Consider the following 15,277-nt stretch of genomic DNA (forward strand, 5'->3'; position numbering starts at 1 on the left):
TGCGGGTCTTTCAATGTGGATCAGCCATTGTGCCATAGTCGGCCTGTTGTAGTAGCTCACAGGGTAGCTCACAGCGTGGTTCACAGCTTTCTGTGCTTGAGTGCGGGCAAGCTTTCGCGCACACCCGCCAGGAAAGCGGCGTCGAGCGCGCCGCTGACGACGCCTTCGCCCTCTTCCAGCAGCGCCTTGACCTCGCCCCAGGGGTCGATCAGCATGCTGTGGCCGAAGGTGCGGCGCCCGTTCACATGGGTGCCGCCCTGGGCCGAGGCCAGCACGTAGCACTGGTTTTCGATGGCGCGCGCGCGCAGCAGCACTTCCCAGTGCGCAAGACCGGTGGTGTGGGTGAACGCGGCGGTGACCACGATCAACGCGCACTCGCCCATGGCCCGGTACAGCTCGGGAAAGCGCAAGTCGTAGCAGACCGACAAGCCGACCCGCCCGAACGGCGCCTCGAAGGCCACCACCGCCTCGCCCGGCACGATGGTGCGCGCCTCGTCGTAGCTTTCAAGCCCCTTGGTAAAGCCGAACAGGTGGATCTTGTCGTAGCGCTGCACCGGCGCGCCCTGCGGGTCGTACACCAGGGTGGTGTTCATGACGCGCCCGGCGTCCTTCGACACCAGCGGCAAGGTGCCGCCGATCAGCCAGATGCCGTGCTCGCGCGCCAGTTGCGCCATGCAGGCCTGGATCGGCCCCTGTCCGGGCGCCTCGGCGTGGGCCACCTTGTCGGTGTCGCTCATGCCCATGATGGGCCAGTATTCCGGCAAGGTCACCAGGGTGGCGCCGCGCGCCGCCGCCTCGCCCACCAGCCGGCGCGCCGTGGCGATATTCTCGGCGACATCGGGGGTGCTGATCATCTGTACTGCGGCCACGCTCGTCATGTCTCGCTCTCCGGTCGGTCGTTCTGTTGCGTCAGTCGTTCTGTTCAGTTCGTCTCGGGTTTCACGTTGGTCGCCGGCAGCACCAGCGGCGGCGGACCTTTGGGCGCACCGAGCTTGGTGATGACCGGCGCCTTCCACGGGCCGGTGATCTGCATTTCGTAGGTCAGCGCCTTCATCACGGGCGCGCGCAGGAACAGTTGCGCGAGAAAACTGCCCAGCCCGACCACCGGATTGACCGCCAGCGCGTACACCAGCGGGCCGGTGCCCAGGTTGAATTCGGGGATCACCACCACATGCAGGTTGGTCGACTCGTTGGCAATGTCGGCGGTGCCGGCCATGAGCACGGTGGCCGCCACGCCATGCATTTTGAGATTGTCGGTGCGCACCACGCCGCGCGTGATGCTGGCGTTGGCGGTGATGCCGTCGAAGGCCAGCCCTTCCGAAAACACATCGTGGAAATCGAGCTTGAGCAGGCGCGGCAGCATTTGCAGGCTCAGCACGCCCAGCAGCTTGGCCGCGCCCGGGTCTTGCTTGAGGAACTGGCCCGCAGCCACGCCCATTTCGATCTTGCCCGACAAACTAGGAATGTCCAGCGAATACGGCAAGCCATTCCAGGCGATCTCGCCCGCCATCTTGCCCTTGCCGCGCCGCAGCGTTTCAGGGAAACCGAAGCGGTCCAGCAACTTGCCGGCATCTTCGATGTCGAGCACGAACTTCAGGCTGGTGTTGCTGTGCCCTTCCCCGGTCACCCACTTGCCGGTGCTGCGCAGCACGCCGTCGGGATTGGCCAGCAGCAAGCTGTTAATCTGCCACTCGCGCCCGCTGGCCAGCTGGGCGTTGCTGGCGACCAGTTCCAGGCGCCCGAGTTTCTTGTTGAACAGTTCGAAATGCTCGGCCACGATATCGAGCGCGGGAATGGTGGCGGCCGCGCTCTTGCCGCCTTCGAGCAAGTCTTTCACGCCGGCGGCGGCCGATTCGGGAATGATCAGCGAAGCCAGGCGCGCCGTGACCTTGCCCAGGCCCTGGCCGCTCGGCCCCTCGGCCCAGGTGACGTGGCCGGCCACCTGGCGCGCATCGACGTTGGCCTGCCAGGTATCTTTCACGTGCGAGGCGCCCACCACCACGTTGTCGAGCTTGCGTTCACTGATGATCAGTTCGTTCGCGCGCGCGGCCAGCACATCGGCCACCACGTACTGGGCCAGGTCGATGCCCTCGCCCGGGGCGCCGGCCGCCGGCGCCGGCTCGGGTGCGGCGTGCGCCACCGACGAGCCGATCGCGATCCACTGGTCGACGTTGATGGTTTTCATATCGGCATTGATCATCAGGCCGCTGTCCGGGATCGGGGCCGGCACGTTCACGCCGATGCCGCCGCTGTCGACCTTCCACGCTCCCTTGCCCAGCTTGCTGCGCTGGTAGCGCGCGCTGATGTTCGGCCCCAGCGCCAGCCGGATCTCGTCATGCGCCACGCCGGGGTCGGCGCCCGCCAAGCCGGTCAGGGTGAAATGCAGCGGCAGGCTGTCGGCGGCCGCCTTGTTGAGCGGCGCCGGCAATTCCACGCCCATGCCGGCCAGGGTCGAGTCGACCGTTACCTGGGCCTGGTGATCGCGCACCACCACCGCGCCGTTGTAGCGGGCGGCGCCCGAGACCAGCCCCAGCACGTGCTGCAAGGCGGCCGACGGGTAGGTCTTGCGGATGCCGTCGGCGGTGGCCGTGCCGGCCAGCTTGATCACGATCGCATTGTCGCGCTGCGTGCCGCCGGTCAGCGCCAGCGGCCCGCCCAGGAAGCTGGCGCCGACGCCGTTCAGGTTGATGCCTTTTTCGTTGAATTCGAGCTTGCCGATGGCCGACTGCAGCGGCGGCAAGGGATCGAACAGCACCACGTCGTTGTTCATCAGCTGCAAGGTGCCCTGGACTTTCGATTCGATCAGGTGGGCCAGCGGCAGTTGCAGCTTCAATCCCAGCTTGGCGTTGCCGCTCGCGCGCGTGTGTTCGGTAAAGCGGCCGATCCAGTTCAGCACCGGGCTCGCTTCCACGTAGCCGAGGAAATCCTGCATCGGCCCGGCGGCGTTGCCGTCGATTTCCAGCACCTTGTCCGGGTCGGCCAGGTCGGCGATCACGGCTTTGACCGCGCTCAGCGCCACGCCACGGGTTTTCGCCGTGTCGCCCTTGATTTCCATGCGCGTGCGGTCGAACAAAAAGCTGCCGTTGATCTGCTCGGCCTGCGGCCACACCGGCGCCACCCCATCGGGCGCGAAATGGCCGGGCGCGTAGTTCAGCCTGGCGTTTTCCAGGCGTCCGCCAACCCGGAATTCGCCCTTGCGCTCGCCCGGCGTATTGCTGCGGAACGGGAAGTGCGCCAGGTCGCCGCGCAGGCGGAAGGTGGCGTCCTGCGCCATGCCGTCTTCCAGCGCGCCGGTCAGCCAGCCGCGCAGGTGTTCCGGGGTTTTCAGGGGCAGGTAGCGCCCGATGGTGTTGATCGCGAAGCCCGACAAGGTGCCGCTGACGTCGACGATGTCGGCCGGCTTGCCGGCCTGGCTTCCCAGGGTCATCTGGTGCGTGCCCGACAGCGATCCGGTCAGCGTCCCTTGCGCAAAATCGAGGCTCTCTAGTTGCACCAGCAATTTGTTCTGGGGCGCAAAGGTCCAACGGGCGCGCGCGTCGAATTGATCGAAGGCCATGGCCGGGTCGGCAAACCAGGCCGGCAGTTGCAGCACCAGTTGCTGCGAATTGAGGGTCAGCATGCCACCCTTCTCGCTCGCGTCCAGGGCGCCGGACAAATTCTCGATGCCGGGAATCGGCGGAAACGCCGCCCGCGCCGGGCTCGACGCGGTCCTGGCCACGGCCGGCCGGGCCGCCTGGGCGCGCATGCCCAGGCCGTCGAGCTTGCCGCGCACGCGGTAGCTGGCGAGGTCCGGGAACTTGCCCTGCCACTCCACCGAAAAATCGCTGACCTTGCCGCGCAGGCCGCCGTCCACCAGCAACTGGCGCTGCACAGCGGTCAGCGGCAATTGGCCGGCCAGGCGCGACAGGGTTTCCAGGTCGAGTTGGCGGGCACTCACTTTCACCTGCTCCGGCGCCTGGCCGCGCGCCGGGGTGTAGGACTCGGACAAGGTGGTCGGCGCCAGGCTCAGGCCGTCGGCGGTGAGCAGGGAAAAATCGGTGAGCGTCACTTCGTGCCCGTGCGTCCCGAAAGCCGGGGTGCCTCGATTACTGCCGGCGGCAAAGGTTTCGCGCGCGGACAAGCGGCCGCGCACGCGCGCCAGCGCCAGCGCCGGCAAGTCGCGCCCCAGGCGCGCACTGACGCCGGCCAGCGCCACGTCGGCGGTGAACCCGGCCAGCTTGGCCCGGTCCAGGCTCAGCCAGGCGCGCACCGATCCCTGGCCCTGGCTCACCTTGACCGGGTAATCGAGGTAGGGGGTCCAGGCGGCCAGGTCGGTATCGGGCAGGTCGGCGTACAGCTCGCCTTTCCACTGGCGCATGTCGGCCATGCGCGCCGTAAAGCGCGGATGGGCGAAGTCGGCGCGCACATCGAGCGGCCCGGCCAGGCTGGCCGGCGGCGTGGCGCGCAGGCCGAAGCGGTGGTGCTGCCAGCGGTTCTTGAGCACCACGTCGACGTTCTCCAGCGCCAGCACCGGCGCGCCGCGCAACTGGTCGGTCCACTGCACGCGCCCTTCGCGGATCAGGATCTGGCGCTGCTTGAAGGCCCAGTCGGCGCCGCCGGCGTCGCCGTGCTCGCCCTGCTTGATCGGCATGCCGGCCACGAACAGCTGGCCGCTGGCGTCGCGCCGGATGTCGAGGTCGGGGCGAATGATTTCGAGGGAGTAAAAACGCGGTTCCAGGGTCGGCACGCTCCACCACGACAGGGTGGCCGACACGCTCGGCAGGCTCAGCACCTGGCGGCCGGCCGGGTCGCGCAGGATCACATCGCCCAGGAACAGGTTCGGGCGCAAGCCGCGCCAGGACGCATAAATGCGGGTGATGGTGACGTCGCTGCCCAGCGCGCGGCTGGCGATGCGCTCGATATTGCCCTTGTAATAGTCAATATTCGGCAGGATGAGGTAGCGCAGCACCAGGAACACGATGGTGAACAGAAAATACACCAGCAGCGCCAGCTTGATGGTGAAGCCCAGCACGTGATGGGTGGCGCGATTGCAGGCCCGATAGGCGGAACGCAGCCGCCGCCAGCGCTCTGCGATGGGCAGGTGCTCGGCGGGAGCCTGTGCTTCCGGTGTATGCATCAATAAGCTGATAAAGGGTCCCGCCGTATCCAAATGTAGTGCAATAAGGTAACGCTTGCGCGAATCGCGCCGGCTCCCTTACCATCGTCCTGATCCTCACCGTAGCGCGGCCCATGTTAATTTTACCTTATACAAGCGCCACCGAACCCGACTTTCACTTACCCTTTCCTGACGCCAACCAATGAATCCAGCCTCCCTGACACCGCTGTCGCGCTTTTATCAACGCTGGCTGGCGGCCGATCCAAGCCGCGCCGGCGCTGTGGCCAGCATCACCGCCGGCCCGCTCGACCAGCTTGATCTGGCGCAAGGCTTGGCCCGCGTGGCCGTGGACGACGCCAAACCGGGCGCCCCGCCGCTTCCCGCCGTGCGCGCCATGCGCCGCCTGCGCAACCTGCTGGTCTCAAGCCTGATACAGCGCGACCTGGACGGCCAGGCCGATCTGGCCGAAGTGGTGGCCACCATGACGGCGTTTGCCGACTTCGCCATCCGCACCCACCTGGCCGCCCTCATGGCCGAGCAGGTGAGCAGCCACGGCATGCCGGTCGGCCACGAATCGGGACTGCCGCAGGAAATGATTGTGTTGGCGATGGGCAAGCAAGGCGGCGGCGAGCTGAATGTCTCGTCCGACATCGACCTGATCTTCGTCTACCCGGAAGATGGCGACACCGCCGCCGGGGCCGGCCAGCGCCAGCTGTCGAACCACGAGTTTTTCACGCGCCTGGGCAAAAAGTTGATCGCCGCCCTGTCCGAGATCACCGAGGATGGCTTTACCTTCCGGGTGGACATGGCGCTGCGCCCGAACGGCAACTCCGGCCCGCTGGTCGCCAGCCTGAACATGGTCGAGGAATACCTGATCGTGCAGGGCCGCGAGTGGGAGCGCTACGCCTGGGTCAAGGCGCGCGCCGTCACCGGCGCGCCGCAAGACATCGCCGCGCTCGAAGCCATCGTCCATCCCTTCGTGTACCGGCGCTACCTCGACTTCGGCGTGATCGACGCGATTCGCACCATGCACGCCCAGATCCGCGCCGAGGTCGACCGCCAGGAACGCCTGCATCCGGACCGCAGCAACAACGTCAAGCTGGGGCGCGGCGGGATCCGCGAAATCGAATTTCTGGCGCAAGTGTTCCAGCTGATCCGGGGCGGGCGCGACAGCGCCCTGCGCGACCGTTCCACCCGCGCCACCCTGCGCGTGCTGGCCGACAAGGAACTGCTGCCGGCCGACACGGTCGAGCAATTGCTCGCTTCCTACGCCTTCCTGCGCAACCTGGAACACCGCCTGCAATACCTGGACGACGCCCAGACCCACACCCTGCCCGCCAGCGACGCCGACCGCGCCGTCATCGCGCAGATGATGCGCCTGCCCGACGTGGCCACCCTGCTGGCGCAACTGGAAGAACACCGCCATTTCGTGGCAGCCCAGTTCGACGCCATCTTCAGCGACAAGTCCGAGCAGGCTGGCGACACGGTCGACCCGGGCGCCAGCAGCTGGGCCGGGGCCGACCTCGACAACCGCGAAGCGATCGAAGCGCACCTGCGCGCGCTCAGCTTCGACGACGCCGGCGGCGCCGCCCAGCGCCTGATGAGCACCTGGCAGTCCGGCAAGGTGCAAGCCCTGCCCGAAGCGAGCCGCACCCGCCTGCTGGCGCTGGTCAACGCCGCGCTGCCGCTGATCGGCAAGACCGCGCTGGAAGCCGGCGCCGGCAGCGCCAGCTCGACCCTCACCCGCCTGCTGGCGTTTTTCGAAGCCATCGCGCGCCGCTCGGCCTACTTGTCCTTGCTGACCGAGTATCCGCACACCCTGGAACGCGTGATCCGCATGATGTACGCCAGCGGCTGGGCCGCCACCTTCCTGACCCAACACCCGATCGTGCTCGACGAACTGTTAGATGAGCGCGTGCGCAGCGCCGTGCCCGACTGCGCCGCCCTGGCCGCCGAACTCAAGGAGCAACTGGGCGCGGCCGCCGGCGACACCGAGCGCCAGATGGATATCTTGCGCGAAGCCCACCACGCGCAACTGTTCCGCCTGCTGGCGCAAGACCTGGCGGGCGAACTGACCGTGGAAAAGCTGGCCGATTACCTCTCGGCGCTGGCCGACACCATCGTCGCCGCCACCATCGACGCCGCCTGGCAAGCCATTTCCACGCGCCACCGCGAGGTGCCGCGCTTCGCCGTCATCGCCTACGGCAAGCTGGGCGGCAAGGAACTGGGCTACGTGTCGGACCTGGACGTGATTTTCCTGTTCGACGACGACGACCAGGAAGCGCCCGGCAACTACGCCAAGCTGGCCCAGCGTTTCATTACCTGGATGACGGCGCACACCTCGGCCGGCATCTTGTTCGATATCGACACCGCGCTGCGCCCGGACGGCGCCAGCGGCATGCTGGTCTCGAGCGTGGCCGCGTTCGAGCGCTACCAGGAAAATTCGGCCTGGATCTGGGAACACCAGGCGCTTACGCGCGCGCGCTTCTGCGCCGGCGACGCGGCCATCGGCGAACGCTTCGAGGCGGTGCGCGAACGCGTGCTGCGCACCGACCGCAGTGAGCGCGCGGACGAACTCAAGCAAGAAGTGCTGAAGATGCGCAAGAAGATGCACGACGCCTATCCGGCGCGCCCCGGCCTGTTCGACCTCAAGCAGGATGTGGGCGGCATGATCGATGTCGAATTCATGTCGCAGTACCTGGTGCTGCGCCATTGCGCGCAGTATCCGCAGCTCACCATCAACCTCGGCAACATCGGCCTGCTGCGCATGTTCGCCGACCTGGGGCTGATCGATGCGGATCTGGCGCTGGCGGTGGGCGACGCCTATCGCGCCATGCGCAAGCTGCAGCACCAGATGCGCCTGCAGGGCAAGGACAATGCGCGCGTGGACGCGGCGCTGGTGGCCAGGCACAGCGCACCGGTCAGGCAGTTGTGGGAAGCGGTGTTCGCCTAGGCGAGATGGGGATAGCCGCGCGCGCACGCCTCCGCTTGCAGCGCGCCGATGCGTTCGTAATCGTGCATGGAGCACGGCGCAAAGTGGCCGATCGACAGCGCCGGCAGCAGCTCGGCCAGCGCCGCCGCAGGCGCCAGCAAGGCGTCGCGCAAGCGCTGTCGCAGCGCGTCCGGCACAGCGGCGCCCGTCACGAACGGCAGGCCGGGCGATGGCGCCGAGTAGCGCAGGATCGAGATGCCATCCAGGCTGGACGGCTGCTCGCGGCGCAGATAGCCGAGCGTGACGCAGTCGATGGCCGCCAGGTCGGCCGCGCCGCTTTGCACCAGCGCCAGGCTGGCGCGGTGACTGCCCGACCATGTCACGCCGCTGAAAAAACGCCCGTCGCGCGCGAATGGCGCCACCGCATGGCGCAGCGCGTTCATGCCGCTGTTGGAGTAAATGTCGTTGGCGGCGGCCCTGCGCCCGCGCGCGTCGGCCAGGGTGGCGATGCCGCTGCCGTCGCGCACCACGAGCGCGCTGGCGTAGTCCGCCCCCGCGCAGCCGTCGAACTCGTAAGCTGGCGTCGCGAGCAAGCGGACGTGTTCGCGCAGCTGGGTCAGGTAGGGATAGCCGCAGGTCTGGCTGAGCAGCATGTCCGGCCGCTTCCAGAAGTCCGGCAAGACCGGCTCGCGTTCGAGCTCGACGGCATCAAGCATGCCATCGGCGCGCAGCACATCGACCAGCGCGTCGAACAGGGCTTCATAGTCTGCTGCGACCTGGGCCGACACGTTGTACATCGGGAATGCGACTGTCCACCTCATCTTCTTAGTCCGGCATGTGGGGATGGACCGGCGCATCGACCGCCGTCAGGCCGAAACGGCGCATCAGATCGCCGTAACCGCGCACGTAAAAGCCGCCGCTGCGGGCAATATACGCCTCGCGCCGCGTATGGTAGACGCGCGGCAGCAGATACCACGGCAGCGATGGAAAGTCATGGTGTACCAGATGGAAATTGTTATTCAAATACAGCAGGCGGAACACGAAGCCCGCTTCGTTGAGCACGATGCGCTGCTTGTGGTTTTCCGCCGGACGATGTTCGTAATACGAGCGGATCATCACCAGCGACTGGGCCGGATACGATATCGCCAGCACGTAATACAGCGCCGACACGCCGAACGCGGCCTCGACCACCCACAGCAGCGCCCCCAGCATGGCTACATGGCGCAGCCACATGTGGGCCTGGGTCCAGTCCCCGCGCAAGGGCTGGCGCACGGCCTCGATCCAGGCGGACGTGATCGCAATCGCCGGGCCGACCAGCATGCGGCCCCAGAAGGTCTTGTTAAACCACAGCAGTTGTTGCAGCGGCTTGCTCATGCCGGCCCAGGCGGCCGGCGAGACGTAATGGCTTTCGGTATCGAGCGCCGGCATGGTCAGGTGGAAATCGACGTGATGGCGCAGATGGCTGTCGCGATACAACTGATATGGATACCACACCGCCAGCGGCAGCGTGCCGAACAGGCGGTTCAGCGTCGGCCAGCGGGTCGGATGGCCGTGAATCAATTCGTGCTGAAGCGACATGTACCATGCGCACCACCAGATCATCAGCACCGTGGCGGCGGGTGTGCCGAGCGCGCGCCAGTTTGCCAGGGTGGCCAGCCAGCCGCCATGAATGACGACGATCAACAGCCAGGTGGGCCATTCCGCCAGCCATAACCAGCGCTGGCGTTCGCCGCGCATTTGCTGCTGTTGCGCGGCGTCCATGTAGTTCGTGCACACTTCCTTTGCCACTGCTGTTGTCATAAGCAAGTTCTCCCGGTAAGTGCGCTACAAAAGGCGCTAAAAACGCGATTTCACACGAATGCCGACTGTGCGCGGACGCGCCATGAACAAGGTATCGCCCGGCTGGATGGCGATGCTGTTGGTCGTCACATCGCTCACTTTATTGCCGTTGGTCAGATTGGTGCCGAACAGGCCGACTTCGACAGCGCGCGTGGTGTAGGTCAAGGTGGCGTTGAGCGTATTCGACGATGGAATCTCCGAATAGCTGCCCTGGGCGGCGGCAAAATTGGTGTAGGCGCTGCCCTTGTAGGCATAGCTGGCGGCCAGGCCGACTTCATCCGTGCCGCCGACCGGAATCCGGTAGCTGACGGTGGCGCTGGCGGCCACGCGCGGCGCATACGGCGTGCGCGCCCCGGCCGGAATGTTCTGCGCCGCGATGCCGGTCACCACCGCGTTGCGCGCGTAGGCATGGTTGTAAGCGGCATTGAAACCGATGCTGGCGCGCCGCGTCAGCTTGAAAGCGCCCTCCACTTCCACGCCTTCGCTGCGGATCTTGCCGGCGTTCTGGGTGAAGTAATACGTGCACGGCAGCTTGTTGAACACCTGCACATCGTCCCAATTGCTCAGGTAAGCGTTCACATTGAGGGTCATGCGGCGCTCGAACAGGGTGTTCTTGGAACCGATTTCGTAGCTCCACAAGCTGTCCGGCGCGAAGGTGGACGGCGCATTGAGCCCGCAAAAGTTGAACGGCACCGGCTGGTTGTTGCCGCCGTAGCGGAAACCCTTGCCCGCGTTGGCGTACAGCAGGTGATCCTGGTCCAGATGATAGGCCGCCGCCAGGCGCGGATTGGCGCCCTGCGCGGTGGCGCTGCTGCTGCTCGTCTCCGGGCTGCCGACGGGCGCCGCCGGGGTGGCGCCCACCAGGTTGCCGAACAGGCCGGAAAAATGCAGGTCGAAATCCTGGGTACCCTTGAACAGGCGCAGGCCGGCGGTCAGGTCGAGTTTCTCGAACACGGTGTAAGTGCCTTCGGCAAACAGCGCCACCTGGTGCGACTTGGTGTCTTGCCGGCCCGAAAAATAATTGTTCGGCGTCGTGGCGCCGTCGTTGCTTTGCGAATTGTAGCCGGGGAAGTTGCGGGTCTCACCGAAACGGGCGTCGAAGCCTGCGGTCGGTTGCTCCTGGCGCAGCTTGCGTTCGCCGGTTTCAAAAAACGCGCCCGCAGTCCACTTGAACGGCCCGCTGCTTTTCGAATTGAGTCGGAACTCTTGCGCAAAGTCGGTCACCGCATTGCCGATCGTGTAAGCCGACGCCATCAGCGGATTCTTGCCGCTGAAAATGAACGCCGTGGCCGGATACTGGGCCGATTGCACATAACGCGTATCGCGGTGCAGGTAGGAGCTCGACGAGACCAGCTGCGCGCCGCCCAGGTCGTAGTTGACGGCCAGGTTATACAGTTGCAGCGAATCGTTGCTCTGTTGCGGCAACAGCGCGAACGTGGTGAACGGCGCCAGCTTCGAATAGGCATCGTTGATGCCGCCCTTGATGTTCGAGGCGGTGGCGCTGGCGTCGATCACCAGCTTGGACGAGGCGCGCAGGCGCAGCGCGGCGCGGCCCTGGTTGGTCGAGACGGCATTGGTGGTGGCGCCGTTGAAGTCGTTTTTGATATAGCCGGAATCCTTGCCGGTGTAGCCGGTCAGGCGCAGGCCGGCCACGTCGGCCTTGAGGGGAATGTTGACCATGCCGCGCAGGTTGCCGTTGTTGCCGCCGAAGCCAGAGGTGCGCGAGCCGACCGCCTCCACGGAGCCGAACAGGTCGGTGGTATCGGGCTTTTGCGTGATCTGGCGCACCGCGCCGGCCATGGCGCTGGCGCCGAACAGGGTGCCCTGCGGGCCTTGCAGCACTTCGATGCGTTCCAGGTCCAGCACTTTCAGGTCCGGGTTGCCGGACTTGAGGGTCACCGGCATCTCGTCGACGTACACGGCCACCAGAGAGGAATCCTGGATTTCGGACGGCACGATGCCGCGCACGACCAGGCCGCGCATGGTGATGTTATTCACCCCGGCGCCCTGCTCCTGCACGCTCATGGCGGGCACCAGGCTGGCGATGTCGGACAGCTTGCCCAGGCCAAATTTGGCCAGGCCTTCCGGTTGCAGGACGGTAATGGCGGCCGGGACTTGCTGCACGTCGACCGCGTTAATGGCGCGGGTGGCGGTGATTTCGACCTTGTCGATTTGTTCGGAAGTGCTGTTGCCGGCGGCCTGGCGCGCTGCGGCGCGGGCGGCGGCGTCGGTGGCGGCGGCAGGCGCCTGCTGGGCCTGGGTGGGAGCGATAACGCCGAGCGAGAAGATCGCCAGTGCGCCGTGGGCGATCAACTGCTTTGCCATCGGTGTTCCTTCTTGTTTGATTGGTAATGCGTGCGGGTCTATCTCATCCGAAAAGTATATAGAAGGCGGGAAACCTCGGACACGAAGATAAACAAGTTTGCTTATTTGAATTGAGAGCTGTCTTTCCCGCCTGCGCGGGAAAGACGGTTTTGAGGTTTGCGATTCTCGCAAAATCGTCGACGGTTCTGGCCGTTGCGATTCTGCAGAATGGCGCCCTGCGGCGCCATTCATCCTGTTGTCAGAACTGGTACTGCATCGCTGCCCGCACCGAACGGCCGCGCGATGGCTCGTAGTCGGCGCGCACGTCAGGCGCCGGCGCGCGGTCGAACACGTTGTACAGGTTCATCGACAAGGTGGTGTTCTTGAACCCCGTGTAGGCCACGTGCATATCGGTCACCACATCGCGCTTGATCTGGCAGTATTCGGCGTCGATCCCCTGCCTGGCGCAACCTTCGGCGGTGTAGTTGGTGTCGTACTTGTCATTGTACAAACGGGTGCCCGGCAGGTAGGTCAGCGCGCCGCCCACATTCCATGCGCCGCGCGTCCACGCCGTCGAGGCGCGCACGCGATAGCGGTATTTCTCGTAGTTGCCGGCCAGGTTTTCGGTGAACGTGTCGGTCACCGTATCCCAGCTGCGGTAATCCAGCTGGTAGTTGGCTTTCAGGTTGCTCACCAGCTTGCCGGCCGAACCCATGTTCCAGCGGTGGTTCATTTCCATGTCGAGACCGGAAACGCGGGTGCGGTTCATGTTTTCGTAACGGTTCGATATCGCCGCGATCGGGCCGACCGGGAACACCACATCCGTGCCCGTCAACTCCTTGGCGCGCGCCGCCAGGCGCATGTCGTCGGCCGTCACCGCCAGGCGCTGCACGCTGCCCGGACGACGGTCTTCGTCAGCCAGGACCTGGCGCGTGCCGCGGGTGCTGATTTCATTGCGGCGCTCGATATGGTAGTAGTCGAACGTCAGGCTCAGGTTGGCCAACGGCTCGATCACCAGGCCAAGGTTGTAGCTGCGCGATTTTTCTGGCTCGAGTTCCGCATTGCCTTTGGTGAGCGAGGCAAAGCTGACGCTGCAACCGACATCGCGCGCGTGCAAGGCGTCGGCCTGGTCCAAGGTGGTGCCGGTTTTCAGCGCGGTGTAGAGCTGGTTGGCGGTGGCGCAACGCTTCGGATCGACGTTGGTGTTGCGGAAGGCGGCCAGGTCGACCTTGCCGGTTTCGGCCACGTTAGGGGCGCGGAAACCGTTGGCAATGGTGCCGCGCAGCATGAAGCGCTTGTTCACTTCATAGCGCATGCCGACCTTCGGCACCAGCGACAGGTCGGTGTCGCCCACCTTGTCGAGGCGCACCGCGGCATTGAGTTCGAGCTGTTTGGTCAACGGCGCATTCAGTTCCGCGAAGGCGGCGCTGACATTGCGCGCACCGTCCACATTGATCGCGCCCAAGCCTTCGATCTGGCCGCTCGAGATATTCTCGCTCACGTAGGCATTGAACGCATCGCGCCGGAAGTCGCCGCCGATGGCCAGCGACAGCGGGCCGCCATCGAGCTGCATCAGCTCGCGCGTTGCCTTGGCGTCGATAAAGGTTTGCTTCGACTCGCCGCCAACCGTCGAGGTCGGGAACATGCGCTGCAACAGGTCGTCGCTGTTGACGCCGCCGAACTTGTATTCGCCGCTCATGATCGCGGCAGTGTAGTTGACGGCATGCTTGCGGCCGCGCGATTCATTGTCGACCTTCGAGCCCATGACGCCGATCGCCGTGGTCCAGTCCCAGCCGTAATCGCTGCCTTCCAGCCCGACCAGCGCGCGGTACTGCTTCGCCTGCGCGTCTTTCTTGAAGATGCTCACATCGTCGGCGTAGCGGTAGCGCAGCGCCACCGGGAAGCTGTAGGGATTGCTCGGATGGCCGACCGGCAGCTTCGGCTCGGTGTAGGAATTGAGCTTGCCGTCCTTGCTGTTATACCAGTTGATCGGGGTGCCGGTGAATTGCATGAGGGCCGGCGGGTTGAAGTAGGTGGTATTGGTCTGGCCCAGGGTCACTTCGGAAAAGGCGACCCGGTTGCCGCCCAGCTTCATGCGGCCGCTGCCGAAGAAGTTGTAGCGCTTCGCTTCCGGGCTGCGGCCATAACCGGCCCACTGGTCGTAGCGGCAGGTGCCGTCGATCACGTTGGTGCAGCCGGCCACGGGGGTGCTGAAGGTCTTGCCTGCCAAGGCCGGATTGGCCGGGTAAGCAGTGGGATAGCGGTCGACGTAATTGCCCGGATACGAATAGGTCGATTGCACGCCGTAGCTCGGGTTGACGTACTTGTTCCACCAGCCCGGGACGGCGTTGATGGTTTCGCGCGCCGCGTACGGATCGCGCTGGTAAGCCTCGAAGTGGCCGAACACGTTGTAGCCGTCGGCTTCGAAGTCGCCCTTGCCGAGGGTCAGCGAGGCGGTCTTGTCCTTGTCCAGCTTGCTGTTGAGCAGCGACTGGCGCGCACCGGCCTTGGCCAGCGCGCCCTGGAAGTCGCGCTTGGTGATGATGTTGATGACGCCGGCGACCGCGTCCGAGCCGTACACGGCGGACGCGCCGTCGAGCAGGATCTCGATGCGTTCGATCACTTCGGACGGCATGGCGTCGATGTTGACGAAGGTTTGCTGGCCGCCGTCGGCCAGGCCGTAGTTGGCGACCCGGCGCCCGTTGAGCAAGGTCAAGGTGGAATTCTTGCCCAGGTTGCGCAGCGAAATGCCCGACGCGCCGCCGGCGAAGGAAACGCCGCCGGTCTTGTCCGACAGGGTGTTGGTGGCGCTCGACGTCAGCGTGTCGAGCACGTCCTTGACGGTGCTGGCGCCGATGGCGGCGATTTCAGCCTTGCCGACCACTTGCACCGCTGACGAGGTTTCGGTATCGACCGCGCGCTTGATGTTCGAGCCGGTGACGATGACCTTTTGAATAGGTTGGGCGGCATCCCGTTGGGCGGCTTGTTGCTGCGCCAGCGCCACCTGGGCCGCGCCCAGGGTCAGGGCGACGGCGACGACGCTACGTTTCAATGCGAGTTTCTTGTTCAAGTTCAGCTCCAGAATTGCTTTATAGGTATGGGTAAGT

General features: G+C 65.5%; 7 protein-coding genes. 1 reads left to right on the forward strand and 6 read right to left on the reverse strand.

Annotated features, from left to right (window positions below; translation table 11 throughout):
* Nucleotides 1-80: 80 nt before the first annotated feature.
* Together F0185_RS26895 and F0185_RS26900 are read right to left on the reverse strand one after the other, a co-directional pair.
* The gene (locus F0185_RS26895; protein ID WP_167229864.1) at nt 81-878 is read right to left on the reverse strand and encodes a carbon-nitrogen hydrolase family protein; all 798 of its coding nucleotides are present in this window, start codon (nt 876-878) and stop codon (nt 81-83) included.
* A gap of 44 nt (nt 879-922) precedes the next feature.
* Nucleotides 923-5,116, reverse strand: a complete 4,194-nt coding sequence (locus tag F0185_RS26900; protein ID WP_167229867.1) for a YhdP family protein — start codon at nt 5,114-5,116, stop codon at nt 923-925.
* A gap of 181 nt (nt 5,117-5,297) precedes the next feature.
* Here F0185_RS26900 and glnE point away from each other — a divergent pair, with 181 nt between their 5' ends.
* Nucleotides 5,298-8,048, forward strand: a complete 2,751-nt coding sequence (gene glnE / locus F0185_RS26905) for a bifunctional [glutamate--ammonia ligase]-adenylyl-L-tyrosine phosphorylase/[glutamate--ammonia-ligase] adenylyltransferase (RefSeq protein WP_167229869.1) — start codon at nt 5,298-5,300, stop codon at nt 8,046-8,048.
* Here the strand turns inward: glnE and F0185_RS26910 are convergent.
* The 4 genes from F0185_RS26910 to F0185_RS26925 all read right to left on the reverse strand — a co-directional run bounded on the left by F0185_RS26910 (nt 8,045) and on the right by F0185_RS26925 (nt 15,240).
* Entirely contained in the window at nt 8,045-8,848 is an 804-nt protein-coding gene (locus tag F0185_RS26910) for a phosphate/phosphite/phosphonate ABC transporter substrate-binding protein (protein WP_229477206.1), read from the reverse strand. The genes glnE and F0185_RS26910 overlap by 4 nt on opposite strands.
* A gap of 4 nt (nt 8,849-8,852) precedes the next feature.
* Nucleotides 8,853-9,827, reverse strand: coding sequence for a fatty acid desaturase (locus F0185_RS26915; protein ID WP_167229872.1), 975 nt, complete (start codon nt 9,825-9,827; stop codon nt 8,853-8,855).
* Nucleotides 9,828-9,863: 36 nt separating this feature from the next.
* Nucleotides 9,864-12,191, reverse strand: a complete 2,328-nt coding sequence (locus F0185_RS26920; protein ID WP_167229875.1) for a TonB-dependent receptor — start codon at nt 12,189-12,191, stop codon at nt 9,864-9,866.
* A 238-nt stretch (nt 12,192-12,429) separates the two neighbouring features.
* A complete protein-coding gene (locus F0185_RS26925) occupies nt 12,430-15,240 on the reverse strand; it encodes a TonB-dependent receptor domain-containing protein (RefSeq protein WP_167229878.1) in 2,811 nt (936 codons plus the stop codon).
* Between the last annotated feature and the right edge of the window lie 37 nt (nt 15,241-15,277).

Origin of the sequence: Massilia rubra, from assembly GCF_011682065.1 — a bacterium.
In the GTDB taxonomy this organism is placed as follows: Bacteria; Pseudomonadota; Gammaproteobacteria; order Burkholderiales; family Burkholderiaceae_D; genus Telluria_A; species Telluria_A rubra.